Here is a 14,040-nt window from a genome sequence, read left to right on the forward strand (position 1 = left end):
AACGAAGAACAGATCTTCATCCATGCCCAGCGCGACTGGGATCAGAACATCCAGCACAACCAGAGCATCCGCGTCGGCAACGAACGCCACGACCGCGTCGAAGCCAACAGCTACACCGAGCTGCTCGCCGAAGAACACCACACCACCCACAGCGACCGCCGCACTGAAATCAAGGCCGAGGATCACCTGACGGCCGCAGGCAGCCAGCATGTAAAAGTCGGAGCCGGCCAATTCATCGAGACCGGACACGAGATCCACTATCACGCTGGGAACACAGTCGTCATAGACGCCGGCATGGAGCTTACGGCAAAAGGTGGCGGGAGTTTCCTGAAGCTCGATCCCAGCGGAGTGACACTGAATGGAGCGAGCATAAAGATCAACTCCGGGGGCAGCGCCGGTAACGGAGCAGGGGTTGGCGTTCTGGGAGCAGCGCTGCCTTTCATGGCTGCGGTCGATCAGCCAGGCCACATTCTGGCGAAGCCCGCCTTTTTCGCCAAGTTTCCTGAACCAGAGCTTGATATGCGGGCCACCCCTGTCATCGAAGCCGAAACGGTCGAGGATGAAGAAGAGGAAGAAGAAACCGAGCTACCTCTCACGCAACTAATTACCTTGAGAATCGGCGTATTCTTCGATGGCACCGGAAATAACAAGGACAACAGCCAAAGCGTCGCTGGATGCCGCGCAGAAGATGTTGGCCTGGAAAGTATCGCTGAAGATATTCGGCAACATTGTGCTAGCCACGGTTTTGATGGCCAGGGTAGTTCACCTGACAACAGCTACGGCAACGATGTGACCAATGTGGCGCGATTGTACGATCTTTATCGGGATGAGAGCGGTACTGAAATCGAACCTCACGCACAAGAAGCATCCGTGAAAGTGTACCTGGAAGGAATCGGCACGCGCAGCGGAAGTTTGGACTCTATGTTCAGTCAAGGAACAGGACAAGGCGGCACTGGGGTGCGTGCGAGGGTTGAAGAAAGCCCAAGCAAAATATTAAGCGTCATACGCAGACTTTTCGAAGAGAACCCGAATGTGCTAATCGAGAACATCGAATTTGATGTCTTCGGCTTCAGCAGAGGCGCGGCCGCCGCCCGTGACTTTGTCAACGAACTGAAGAAAGGTAGCGACAGTTTGTTTGCCGCTGCTTTGCCACCAGGTTCATCCGCATTGATACCTTCCTTCAACTGGCGTTTCAACGCTGACATACGAATAGGATTTGTCGGCCTTTTCGATACCGTCGCTGGTATCGTATCGCTTGGCGGGTTGGATTTCAGTCCTCACAATGGCAGGAACCCAGGACTCAAGCTGGAGTTTGCACCAGACGTAGCGAAGAAAGTGGTTCAACTCGTAGCGCGCGATGAGCTCCGGCACAATTTCTCCTTGAACAGTGCGGGTTCAGCCGACCTAGTAGTGCCTGGAGTACACTCAGACATAGGCGGAGGCTATATGCCCCTCGCCCAGGAGAAAGTTTTGTTAAGTCGCCCTAGAAGCAGCCGGGTACGACGCACTACGCCCAACGAAGAAGCTAACGCATGCGTTCTGACGGTCGCGGACATGAACAAGCACCTCAGCCACCTCCAGCGATATGGTACGGCGATATCCGTGGAGAATTGGGCGATCGACCTCCCCTATAATCGACGAAACGACCTTTACCGAGAAAAGCGAGTCTTTTGTGCCATTAAAAGCGAACGCGAAGTGTCAGGAGCCCTATCTCTAGTTTACTTCCACGTCATGAGAGAGTTAGCCGTCCAGGAAGGCGTACCCATGGATGAGATTCCTGCCGCGCCACAGTTTGCTTTGCCTCAAGAATTGGAATCGATCTATGCCAAAATTTTGGACTTTGCAAGAGGGAAGACTGCGGCCCTGCGGTTAACTGACAAAGAGGAGGCGTTATTGTATAGACGCTATATACATCTCTCGGCCAATTGGAACGCCGCCAATGGCTGGAATAACAGCAGTCTCGATATTTTGTTTATCAACCGTCCAGCTCAGAATGGTAAGCGCGTGGAGTATCAACATGATTAAAATCCGGTTCATTGCGCTACTGACAGGTTTGATCATGAGCGGCTGCGTCTCTGGGTTGGACAAACCATTACCTTATGATGCTTGGTTTCTAGGCTTCTTTGCTCCCAACTATATGGAGGTCTGGATTGAAACTGCAGATGTGGTGGATATTGACGAGCGTGTATACCGACAAGCCATGAGCGGCTTCGCCTCGATACGGACTCCACCCGAAAACCGTGGAGACTCTAAGGGTTGGCCGAAGCGACCCGGCATGGGCGCAGGCAAGGATGTCATTGGAGCCAAGGTTCCCAGACTTGTCTATGTACGCTGGCAGTCACTGGCCGAACCCCAAACCTACGATGCTTATATCGAGATTTCGCAGCCGATCAGAGATCTGATGACGGAGCCCACTAAAACTTTCTGCAATGCAGACGGAAAGTGGATAACTGATTACCGCAAGATGCTAACCATAGGTCTAGCTCCAGGAGGCATAGCAAAAGCATGGGTTGCTGGGCCTTGCCTGGCGCCCTTCGAAGTCGCCCGGGTCAAAGGAGAAATAGTTACACGCGGGCCCTATCTGGGCGAAATGAACGGCGTGTATGCCGCCAAGCTGAGGCCCGAGTCCCAGGCTTACGTGGATGAATTCGGTATCCCTTTTGGCTCCTGGTAACAAGCCAGGCACAGCCAAGAGTAGCAACATGCTAAGGACGCAGCTCTTCTATTCTTGCTGGCTGCAAGCTCAGCAAATTCTGCAGTGCTGAGCGTAGCCAAGTCGAAAAACGTGCATATCGGTACTCCTTGGCAATTGCAGTGACTCGGAATCTGTAATCTGCGACCTGCGTCGCAGGCTTGGGCTGCAGGTGCCTTGGCCCGGTATGGCGTGGGTTGCTTAGAAAGTACTATTGGGCCTTCACGAATGATCGTGCGATGGATACTTTGGGATGGTCAACCTGGCCTCCCCTGACAGGGAAGTACAGCCATGAATCTGGCTATGAACACGGATGTAATGCCATCAGTCACAAGCGCTGTCGGCACGTTACAGACGGCTGTATCCCGACTGGTCTCCAACTCCCGTCTTTACCTTCCGGTTCGACTTCGTCGAGCCGCTTTTTTACTGGCAATGGCAATATCCGTTGCAGGTTGCAGCAACCACCGATTCAACGATGACGACTACCGCCCTCTCGGAGAGTCGCAAACGGTACAGCGCAGCAGTTAAGCGTAAGGAGCAAGAAACCATGGAATTGGTATTCGATGTGGTCAGCGCCCAGCCATTAACCGCTGGTTTTACCGCCACCATGACCTTCAGGAAAGCCGGAGGGATAATCGGCCGGGCCGAGACCTGCGACTGGGTTATTCCCGACCGCAAGCGTGTGGTATCGGGCCGTCATGCGTTGGTGACCTTCGAAAATGGTGCCTTCCATCTGACCGACACCAGCAGTAATGGGATACTGGTAAGGGATTCGGGGGCCCGCCTGCAGAAAAACGAGCCCCATCGTATCGAACATGGGAGCGTCTACTCTTTGGGCGAGTTCGAGATCCGCGCGCGCCTGATACAGGATCCTGCGGTATACGAATCAGACCTCGGCCGCCCCGAGGCGTCAGGCAGCATCATTCCGGACGATGCATTTCTGGATCTGGATCCGCTGAATGCGTTGGATCAGCAGGAAAGCGCCTATGCGCAGAAAAGCGATCTGGATTTATTCGATCCCCTCTCTCCCGACCATGACATCCAGCAGGACTACGCACGCATCGATATGGAAAGCCTGCTGGTGCCCGAGATGGTCGCTGCGCCCACCCCGCCATCGCAGCCCGAGCCCGTAACACCACCACCGCGCATGCCGTCGCGCTTCTGGGAGAAATACAGCGAAGCGCTCGGCGTGAACATGGACGATTTGGGCGATGATGAGAGAGAAGCGCTTGCGCTGGCCGCCGCGAAATTGCTCAAGCAAAGCATTGGTGGACTGCAGCAGAGCCTGAAAACCCGAAGCGATCTCAAGAGTGAGATGCGGCTGGCGTTGACTGCCGTTCAGGGCGCCGACACCAACCCGCTCAAACACGCCAGTGAAACCAGTGAGGCTCTGACCGGCATGTTGCGTAACCCGAAGCCGGGGCAAATGTCCGCCTCCCGAGCAGTCAGCCTGGCCTTCCGCGACATTCAGGCGAACCAGGTTGCACTTATTGCAGCCAGCCGGGCCGTGGTGAAGGCTGTGCTGGATCAACTGGCACCCGACCAGCTTGCCCTCCGTTTCGAAAGCGAAAACAAATCGCTGCTGCGCACAGCCGGCGGAAACTGGCGTGACTACAGTCGCCTGCATCATTCCATGCAGCGCGATGACGAATGGAGCAAGCGCCTGTTTGCCCGTGATTTCGCTATGGCCTATGAAGAACAAGTCCGCCTTATTGCCACCCTAAATACCGATATTCAAGGATGAATCCCATGCCCCGCCTCGCCACACTTGCTTTAATTTCCGCCCTTGCCCTGCTCGGCGGCTGCTCTGGACTCACCAAGATCGATCTCTCACTGGAGAGCAGCAACAAGCTCAATCCGGACCTGAACGGCCGGCCCTCCCCGGTGGTACTGCATTTGATCGAACTCAAGCACCCGGTGGCTTTCGAAAACGCTGATTTCTTTTCGATTTATCAGCATCCGCGAGAAACCCTCACACCCGACTTCGTTCGCCTGGAGGAGCTGGAAATGCGTCCGGGGGAGCGCCGCAACGTGAAATTCTCGGTGGCAGAGGACAGTCGTTACCTTGGCGTTCTGGCCGCCTATAGAGACCTGTCTGGTGGTGAATGGCGAACCGTGATTCCGCTTCGCGCCAAGAAAAAACACAAGGTTTCGCTGTATCTGGACGAACGCGGAATACGGGGTTCGGGCAACACTTCGGGCAGGGACTGAGCCATGAGCACACAGAAAGTCGTCTGGCAGGAAGGCATGCTGCTACGCCCGCAGCATTTCCAGCAGAACGATCGATATTTTGACAACCAGATCAAATCGCGCACCCAGCGCTTGGACATTTACCCCTGGGGGTTCTTCAGTCTGGAGATCGATATCCAGTTTCTCAGCATGGGTAAGCTGGTTGTCAGTCATGCCAGCGGCGTACTGCCTGACGGTAGCCTGTTCGAGCTGGGCGCCGAACGCGAGCCATTGGCGCTGGATATTCCGGCCAACACCTCTGACAAGCCGGTGTATCTGGCCTTGCCGCTGGTCACCGGTAACCACGTCGAAACCCGTCGCCCGGAACAAAAGGACGTACTGGCCCGCTTTACCGCGTATGACGCAGAAGTAGCCGATTCCAACGCGGGCGATACCAGCAGCAGTCAGGTGAGTTGCGGCTCGCCGGATTTTCGCTTGCTGCTCGGTGAGCAGCAGAGCGGCCAGGCCTATGTAAAACTCAAGTTGTGCGATGTCCTGGATACAACCCCCGACGGCGTAATCAGCCTGGACCCGGAATTTGTCCCGACCTACATACACTTCCAGGCCAGCAGCTTCCTGCAGTCGTGCATGAAGGAAACCATCAGCATGCTCGCCCACCGCGGCGATATCCTCGGCGAACGCATCCGCGCCACGGGTAAAGTGGGCAGCGCCGAGTTTGGCGACTTTATGATGCTACAGCTAATCAACCGCTATGAGCCCATCCTGCGGCATTACATGTGCATCGAGCAGATCCATCCGGAGCAGATCTATCGGGAATTGCTCGGCCTGTTGGGCGAGTTATCGACTTTCGCCAGCGAAACCAAGCGTCCACGGCTGGACAGCCGTTATCAGCATAGCGACCAGGGCTCAAGCTTCCGCAAGCTGCTCGATGCGATCCGCCAGGTGCTGTCGATGGTGCTGGAGCAGCACGCGGTTGAATTGCCTCTGCAGCAGCGACAGTACGGTATTCAGGTATCCCCGCTGCACGACCACAAATTGCTGGCCTCGGCCTCGTTTGTACTGGCCGCCAGCGCGCAGTGCGATTCGGAAGAGCTGCGCAAGCGTCTGCCAGCGCACCTGAAAATCGGTCCGGTCGAGCGTATTCGGCAACTGGTCAACCTACATCTGCCAGGCATCAAGGTCAAGCCGCTGCCCGTGGCGCCGCGCCAGATTCCCTTCCATGCCGGCAAAACCTACTTTGCGCTGGAGCTCGGCTCGGAAGATCTGGCGCAACTCGAGCGCTCCGGGGGCTTCGCATTCCACGTGTCGGGCGAGTTCTCCGCACTCGAGTTGAAATTCTGGGCGATAAGGAATCAATAACATGAACAACGAAATGGACTACCGCCAGGACGACCAGACCGTCATTCTCAACCGCAATGGCAACCTCCCAGCGCAAACGCCGCTGACTGATTTCGATGCCCCGCCGAAGTACGAGAAACTTGAGCAGCGCATGATCTATGCCGCGCGGATACGCCCGGCTGAAAGCTACAACTTCAGCCTGAATCCGCTGGTTGCGATGGCTTCCGGATTGCTGTCGGAGGTTGTTCGGCTCAAGCACAGCTACGACCGCGAAGACCTGCATGCGCTCAAGGAACGGCTCAGCGCCGAGATCAAGCTGTTTGAGCACCGCGCCCTGCAGAGCGGTGCCGAAAGCACCGAAGTGATGGCCGCCCGCTACGTGATATGCACAGCCCTGGATGAAGCAATTGTCACTACACCCTGGGGTAACGAAAGCGAATGGTCGCAGATGAGCCTGCTCAGCAGCTTCCATAACGAAACCTTTGGCGGTGAGAAATTCTTTCAGCTTCTGGAACGCCTGTCGCGCAACCCGGTGAAACACCTTGCCATGCTCGAATTGATGTATCTGTGCATTTCCCTCGGCTTTGAAGGCAAGTACCGCGTCATGCCACGCGGCATGATGGAGCTGGAGGTCATCCGTGACAGCCTGTATCGCCAGATTCATCAGATCCGCGGCGACATTCCCAGGGATATATCGCCGCATTGGGAAGGTCTGAAAGACGCCCGCCGCAACCTGATTCGCATCGTGCCCTGGTGGCTGGTCGTACTGTTCACCGCCGTGTGTCTGGCAACCCTGTTCACCGGCTTCAGCTGGGTGCTCAGCGAGCAGCGCAGCGCGGTGCTACAGCCATTCGAACAGCAGGATGCTGCTCCGCTCGTCACGCCGTTTTCAGGGATGAACTGACATGAAATCGCAACTGTTTCGCTTTGCCCGCTTCGCGCAAATCAACCAGCTATCGCGCCTTCCAAAAATATTTCGCCGCGGCTGGGCTCTAAGCCTGTGTCTTGTACTCGCACTGGCTGCGATGGTGTGGTTTGTCGGCCCCCTGCTGGCGGTCAATGACAATAAATTCTGGGCATCGGCCAGCAGCCGGCTGGTGACCATCAGCGTGCTGTTTCTGGTCTGGGGTCTGTCGTTGGTGTACTTCAGCTGGAAAGCAGGCCAGCAGAAAAAAGCCGACGAGGATAATGAGGACGCTCAAGAACGCCTGCGCCGTGAAGGGTTGATCGTCGAAGAGCAGGTTGAACTGCATAGTCGCTTCAAGAATGCGCTGCGAACCCTGCGCCGTTCGAACCTCTACCAGGGACGCAGCGAGCGGTGGCGTAATGAATTGCCCTGGTATTTGCTGATTGGCCCGGAAGGCAGCGGCAAGACCAGCTTGCTGGATTTTTCCGGCCTGGAGTTTCCGCTTAACCAGACCGGCCAGCAGCGCCTGACCCGTGACATCAACGGCACCCGTTATGCTGACTGGTATTTCGCCGAGCACGCGGTACTCATCGACACGGCCGGGCGCTACCTCAGCCAGCCGGCCGAAGACATCGATGGCATGGGCTGGCAAACCCTGCTCGGCCTGTTGCGTCGCCGCCGCCCTCGCCCACTTAACGGCGTGCTGGTGAACGTCCCGGTTGAACAACTACTGCAGGCAAGCGAGCAGGAGCTCGAAGTCCTGGCCCGGCAGACCCGGCAGCGCCTGCACGATATCAATCAACGACTCGGCGTAGATGTGCCTGTGTATCTGGTGCTCAGCAAGGCCGATCGTATTCTCGGCTTCGATGAGTTTTTCGATCAGTTGAGCCGTGAGGACAGTGACCAGGTGTTCGGCACCAGTTTCCGCAAGGAACAGGACGGCACCGATACCCAGGTGGTTCGTCGAGAATTCGAGGAGCTGTTACATCAGATCAACAGCCAGGTCATCATGCGGATGCATCAGGAGCGCGATCATCAGCGCCGCGGCCGCATCATGGATTTCCCGCATCAGCTGAGCCAGATTGGCGAGCCGCTGAGCCTGTTCATCGAGCTGGCATTCGCCGGCAATCGCTATCAGCGTGCCAGCCAGCTTCGCGGTTTTTACCTGACCAGCGCACCAGAGCTGCAGCATGGTCTGGACCCGCTCACTGCCAGCATCGGGCGCAATTTAGGTCCCGCCGGCAATGACCTGCCCACCTTCCGCAACGGTCGCGCGCGCTTCATTCACAATCTGATGAGCAGGGTGATTTTCCCCGAAGCCGAGCTTGCCGGTCTGGACGACCGCGAGGTCAAACGCATCGGTTGGGGGCAACGCTCGTTGTATGCGGCTGCGGTGGTATGCCTTGCCGTATTCGGCTTGAGCTGGGCCGTGAGTTTTTCGAGTAACCACGACCGCCTGGAACAGCTGCGCGATCTGGCCCAGGCCCTGAAAGACCAGCGGCATCAGGCCCGGGACCGACAGGATGCGCTGGACACCCTCGATACGCTTGATACAAGCTTTGCCGCTACCCAGGTATTTCCGCCCAGCGAAGGCGTCAGCTGGTTTCAGCGTGGCGGGCTTTATCAGGGCGAACCGGTGAACAGTATCGTCTATGGCACTTATAGCGATGATCTCGAATCCGTGTTACTGCCGCGGGTGGCACAGCAGATTGAGGAGCAGATTCGCGCCAGCCTGGATAACCGTGAAGGCCTGCTGGCCAGCCTGCGCGCCTACCTGATGCTCAACCTTGAAGGTCGGCGTGACCCCAAGTATCTGCAGGAATGGATGGCTGCCGACTGGTCGCTGCGCTACGCCGGCAACAGCGAAGCCCAGCAAGGTCTCAGCGCGCATTTCAGGCGGTTGCTGGAAGGCTCGTTCAAGCCCTATACCCTCAATAACCGGCTGGTCGCCGATGCCCGCCAGCAGCTGCGTAGCGAATCACTCGCCACCGTGGTCTATCGCATGCTGCGTGAACAGGCACGCAATCTGCCTGACTACCGGCTCGAACAACACCTGGGGCCGCAGGCCGCGCTACTGACCAGCAGTAATAACATCATCCCCGGTTTTTATACCAAACGCGGATACGAAAGCATGTTCGTCGCCCAGGGTGGGGATCTGGTCAAGAATATTCTGCGCGACAACTGGGTGCTGGGTGGCAGCGATACGCTAAGCCGCAATGATCTCAACCGTCTGATGGTCGAAATGGAAGAGCTGTATTTCCAGGACTATGCGGGTTACTGGACGGACGCACTGGCGAGGCTGCACCTGGAACCGCTCGGCGACACCGCGCAGGGTTCCCTGCAACTGGCCAGGCTGACCGCCTCCAACTCGCCCATCCTCGAGCTGCTGTCACAAGTGAAGAAAAACACATCCTTCAGCGAAGCACCGGAACCGGTCGATTCGCTGCAAGCCAAGGTCAATCTGTTGCAAGCTGAAAACGCTCGCAAGACATTGGAACGGCGCTTCGAACCCCTGCATCGGTTACTCGACATGAATGGCGGCCCCGCACCGGAACTGGCGAGCAGTCTGCAGGCTCTTGATGCCTTGCAGCTTCAACTCACCAGTCTGGCTCAGGCGAGCGTGCCGCAGCAGGCTGCCTTCGACATGGCCCGAGCACGTATGGACGGCCAGCGCGACGCTATCAACCAGGTACGCGCCAGCGCCGCCCCGCTGCCCCAGCCGGTGGGCAAATGGTTCGAGGCTCTGGCGGCAGACAGCTGGATGATGGTACTGACGGATGCGCACAGCTTCCTCAATCAGCGCTACCGCAGTGAGCTCTATGCCGCGTACAACGATTCACTGCATCAGCGCTATCCATTCAACGTGCAGAGCGAAAGCGATGTGGCGCTGACGGACTTCCGCGAGTTTTTCAGAGCTCAAGGGATTGCGGACAGTTTCTATGAGCGTTACCTGAAATCGTTTTTGAGCGATGCCAACGGAAGCTACCGCGTACGACAGATCGACGGCAGAGGTATGCCCATGTCACGGCAGTTCCTCGCACAGATGGGCAACATTCTCACTATCCGCAAAAGCTTTTTCGCCGAGAACCCGAACGAGCCGCAGATTCTGTTCAAGCTCGAACCCTACTCGCTGGATTCCAGCCTGGGCCGCGCCAGTTTCCGCTTTGGCTCCCAGCAAATGGAATACCGTCACGGTCCGATCATGCAGACCGCCTTTCAATGGCCGGCGCAGACAGAAGACGGTCGTGTGACCCTGCAGTTGGAAGATCTTGGTGGACGGCGTGTGAGCCTCGACGAAGAAAGCGGGACCTGGTCGCTGTTCCGCATGCTGGACCAGGTGGAAGTCGGCAAGCACTCAGAGCGAGATGTGCTGATGCTCAAGGCAGACCTGAGCGGTCTGCGGGCGAACTATCTGTTGCATAGCCAGCGCTCGCCCAACCCTTTCGAGACAGGCTCGTTACGCTCGTTCAACCTGCCCGCGAGGCTCTGAGAGTGGCGCCTGGCCGTTCCTGGCGCAGCGCAGGCCGTACCGATACCGGAAAGGTCCGCGCGCGCAATGAGGATGCCTTTCTGGCGCAACCCGAGAAGCGATTCTGGGCCGTGGCGGATGGCATGGGCGGACATCAGAACGGCGCGCTCGCCAGCAGACTGATTGTTGAGCACCTCGCAGAGCTGCCGCATCGGGACGACGTGGACCAGCGCGTCAAGGATGTACGGCGTTGCCTTCACCTGCTCAATCGCAGGCTCACTCAGGAACTCACGGTTACAGCTGAGCAGCCAGACCCGGTTATCGGCAGTACCGTTGTCGTGCTGTTGATTGAAGGGGACCACGCTGTGTGTCTCTGGGCGGGAGACAGCCGGTGCTATCTCTGGCGCGGGGGCACGCTGTTTCAGCTATCCAGAGACCATTCGTTCTATGAAGAACTGATACAGGAAGGCCGAATCGCTCCTGCTCAGGCGGCTCAGCATCCTTCAGCACGTGCGCTGACCCGCGCAGTGGGTGCCAACGAGACCCTGACGCTGGATCTGGTGGAGTTCACCGTTTATCCCGGCGACACGCTGCTGTTATGCAGTGACGGGCTCTACCAGGAGATGAGCACTGACACCATCGGGCGGGGGCTGAGTCAGCCCTCAGTCCGCCTGGCATTACAGCAATTATTTGAGTTGGCCTTGAATGGCCCTGCACGCGACAACCTGAGCGCTGTAGTGATACGTCAATAAACGAGATGGAGTTCTGTATGGATACCCCCCTCATGGACGAGGACGCTGACCTCACTCATATGGTCGGCGGCGCCCCGTCTGCGCTGGCAGATAATCAATCGGTGTCGCCCGTTGCGGCCTTACCGGAAGTGTTATGCAAGCGCTACAAAGTCGAACGGCTGCTGGGTGTTGGCGGAATGGGCGCGGTGTACCGTGCACGTGATCTGTTGCGCGAGCAATACGGCGATCCCGAACCCTATGTCGCACTGAAAGCGCTGAATGAAGAGTTCGCCCAGTATCCCGATGCCAGCGCCCTGCTCTACAGCGAGTTCGCTCTGACCAGCCGGCTGCGAAATTCAAACGTAATCCGGCTGTACGCCTTCGACATAGATCCGCCGAGCCAGCGCGCGTTCATGACCATGGAACTGCTCAAGGGCCCGACGCTGGATCAACTGTTGGCCGAGCGCCCGGACGGCCTCCCCTGGGTCGAATGCCAATCCATTGCGATACCCCTGCTTGAAGCGCTGGAATGTTCGCACAACCTGGGCGTGCTGCATGGCGACCTCAAACCCAGCAATGTCATGCTCGCCGCCAATGGCTTGCGGCTGTTCGACTATGGTCTTGGCCAGCCCACCAAAGGCCTGTTGACCAGCCTGCCCCGCCTCAGCCGCTCGCGCATCGCCGCCTGGACGCCACGTTATGCAGCATTGGAACTATTGAATGGCGAAGCCCTGGCTGCCCCGGCAGATATCTATGCGGTGGCCTGTGTGTTGTACGAACTGAGCAGCGGCCATCACCCGTTCAGCCGCCTGACCGCCAGGCAAGCCAAGGCCATGGAGCAGGACAAAAGCTTGCGATGCCCAGCTAACCTGCCACCGCATTGCTGGCCAGCATTACAACGCGCCCTCGCCTTCGATCCGGAGCAGCGTGATATTGACGCTAGCGGATTGCTGGATGCATACCGCGCTCCTGAACCGAGCCTGTTTGGGCGCATGTTTGGCCGTAAGCGGGGATAACGACCCGCTGGGTCGGAGCCGCGAAGCCTGTCCATCTTGGACAAGAGCCGGCGCCGAGAGAGACATAACGATCAAGCCCAGCGGCCGTTTATTGATCGCCATCGACATGACCTTCTATCCGCAGGCGGAGACCGTCAGCCCAGCAGTTTCAACAGCTTTTCAGCCACAGCGGCGGAACTGGCGGGATTCTGACCAGTGACCAATTGTCCATCAGCCATCACGTGCACCTGCCAATCGCCAGCCTTGGAGTAGCGTGCACCCAGACGCTGGAACTCGTCTTCAATCAAAAACGGCACCACGTCCGTCAGACCCACTGCGGCTTCTTCGCCGTTGGTGAAACCGGTTACTTCGCGCCCCTGAATCAACGGCTTGCCATCGGCGCCCTTAGCGTGACGTAGAGCCCCGGGACCATGGCAGACAAAACCATGCGGTTTGTTACTGCGAGCGAAGGCTTCAATCAGCGCGATTGAATGTTTGTCCTCGGTCAGATCCCAGAGCGGACCGTGGCCGCCGGGGTAAAACACCGCATCGAACGCCTCAGCGGTCACGTCGGCCAAGCGTCCGGTATTTGCCAGCGCCTGTTGCGCCTCAGCGTCATTGCGGAAGCGCTCCGTGTCGGCAGTCTGAGCATCCGGCTCATCACTTTTAGGGTCGAGCGGCGGTTGGCCGCCGGCAGGCGATACCAGCGTCACGTCGACTCCGGCATCCTTGAATGTGTAGTAGGGAGCGGCAAATTCCTCGAGCCAGAATCCGGTTTTGTTGCCAGTGTTACCGAGTTGATCGTGTGACGTCAGAACCATCAAGATTTTCATAGAGCACCTTAGGTTTGCCAGTTGTTGTCGGACTCACTCGTTTCGACACCCCGGGGAAAAACGATGAGCGTCCTGGGTTCAGGCTAAACTAGCCACCCGGCGAGAGCTCAGCCTTGCTCATTCAAGAGACAGAAACTGCTGCCCCCAGGAAATATGCGACTAGCTTATTGATTGGGGGTTCACCTCCGTGACCACGCCTCGATTTCAGGCACCTAATGGCCGCGCCCCGCTGGGGAGGCAGAAAAATGCAGCGTCGCTCAGTAATGTAGCTTGATAGCCATGTTCAGATTCTGACCATCGTAGGAAAAGCTCGCCTCCTCGAATGACGGCGCACTCATTGAGGCCCTGGCACCGCTTGAAAAACCCAAGCCTTCCCTGGGAATCCCGAGCCAGTTTCTGGCAAGCTTTCCATCTCTATCTTCATCATGAATAACGGCCAAAGCGTAGGTACCAGGAGAAATATCCAGAAAGCTGCAACGTGCCTGCGTATCTCGGACTTCCATCATCGTGATATGCGTTGCGGATCGCAAAAACTCGGTAGGGAAACCTTTTGACGATTCGAAAAGCGCGCAAGCTACCGTCCCGGTGCTGTTTCTGATATCCGAAATCCTCCCGTGAATTCCGGGACATGGTGGCTGGGCCAGTACAACGGCGGGAAAGCTGGCTAACGCCAGCATTAACCAGAACGCTACGCCGTAACGCCCCTTGAAGAGCAGCGCCAGCAGCTGCCGGACAGTGCGGAGTAACGCCGACAGCCAGTTAACTGGCTCACTCATGATCTTTCTCCTTTGGTTCCGAGGACGAATTCCGCAACTAGAACCAGGAACAGCTAAAAACTCGTCGCGCCCCTGTTCATGACGCTTACCGGCTGGTTCAGCCTGTAGG

11 protein-coding genes are annotated in these 14,040 nt (G+C 57.5%); 9 read left to right on the forward strand and 2 right to left on the reverse strand.

Annotated elements, in window-relative coordinates; genetic code table 11:
* The 9 genes from FZE95_RS16745 to FZE95_RS16790 form a co-directional block, all read left to right on the forward strand.
* The coding region (locus FZE95_RS16745; RefSeq protein WP_190324595.1) for a T6SS phospholipase effector Tle1-like catalytic domain-containing protein at window positions 1–2,025 on the forward strand (2,025 nt) is incomplete at its 5' end.
* The gene (locus FZE95_RS16750; RefSeq protein ID WP_150302030.1) at window positions 2,018–2,674 is read left to right on the forward strand and encodes a DUF2931 family protein; all 657 of its coding nucleotides are present in this window, start codon (window positions 2,018–2,020) and stop codon (window positions 2,672–2,674) included. The genes FZE95_RS16745 and FZE95_RS16750, both read left to right, overlap by 8 nt.
* 565 nt (window positions 2,675–3,239) lie before the next feature.
* Entirely contained in the window at window positions 3,240–4,436 is a 1,197-nt protein-coding gene (tagH, locus tag FZE95_RS16760) for a type VI secretion system-associated FHA domain protein TagH (RefSeq protein ID WP_150302031.1), read from the forward strand.
* Window positions 4,437–4,441: 5 nt separating this feature from the next.
* Complete coding sequence (gene tssJ / locus FZE95_RS16765) at window positions 4,442–4,903, forward strand: type VI secretion system lipoprotein TssJ (protein ID WP_150302032.1); 462 nt, start codon at window positions 4,442–4,444, stop codon at window positions 4,901–4,903.
* 3 nt (window positions 4,904–4,906) lie between these two features.
* The gene (gene tssK, locus FZE95_RS16770; RefSeq protein WP_150302033.1) at window positions 4,907–6,241 is read left to right on the forward strand and encodes a type VI secretion system baseplate subunit TssK; all 1,335 of its coding nucleotides are present in this window, start codon (window positions 4,907–4,909) and stop codon (window positions 6,239–6,241) included.
* 1 nt (window position 6,242) lies between these two features.
* Window positions 6,243–7,124, forward strand: coding sequence for a type IVB secretion system protein IcmH/DotU (icmH, locus tag FZE95_RS16775; protein WP_150302034.1), 882 nt, complete (start codon window positions 6,243–6,245; stop codon window positions 7,122–7,124).
* Between the two features lies 1 nt (window position 7,125).
* A complete protein-coding gene (gene tssM, locus FZE95_RS16780) occupies window positions 7,126–10,617 on the forward strand; it encodes a type VI secretion system membrane subunit TssM (protein WP_150302035.1) in 3,492 nt (1,163 codons plus the stop codon).
* A 2-nt stretch (window positions 10,618–10,619) separates the two neighbouring features.
* Window positions 10,620–11,348, forward strand: a complete 729-nt coding sequence (locus tag FZE95_RS16785; RefSeq protein ID WP_223825110.1) for a PP2C family protein-serine/threonine phosphatase — start codon at window positions 10,620–10,622, stop codon at window positions 11,346–11,348.
* Between the two features lie 59 nt (window positions 11,349–11,407).
* Window positions 11,408–12,343, forward strand: coding sequence for a serine/threonine-protein kinase (locus tag FZE95_RS16790; protein WP_223825113.1), 936 nt, complete (start codon window positions 11,408–11,410; stop codon window positions 12,341–12,343).
* Between the two features lie 134 nt (window positions 12,344–12,477).
* On the opposite strand, the gene FZE95_RS16795 is transcribed toward FZE95_RS16790, so the two are convergent.
* Both FZE95_RS16795 and FZE95_RS16800 read right to left on the reverse strand, forming a co-directional pair.
* Entirely contained in the window at window positions 12,478–13,155 is a 678-nt protein-coding gene (locus FZE95_RS16795; RefSeq protein ID WP_150302038.1) for a type 1 glutamine amidotransferase domain-containing protein, read from the reverse strand.
* 257 nt (window positions 13,156–13,412) lie between these two features.
* The gene (locus FZE95_RS16800) at window positions 13,413–13,931 is read right to left on the reverse strand and encodes a DUF2141 domain-containing protein (protein ID WP_150302039.1); all 519 of its coding nucleotides are present in this window, start codon (window positions 13,929–13,931) and stop codon (window positions 13,413–13,415) included.
* Between the last annotated feature and the right edge of the window lie 109 nt (window positions 13,932–14,040).

Source organism: Pseudomonas profundi (assembly GCF_008638305.1).
In the GTDB taxonomy this organism is placed as follows: Bacteria; Pseudomonadota; Gammaproteobacteria; order Pseudomonadales; family Pseudomonadaceae; genus Halopseudomonas; species Halopseudomonas profundi.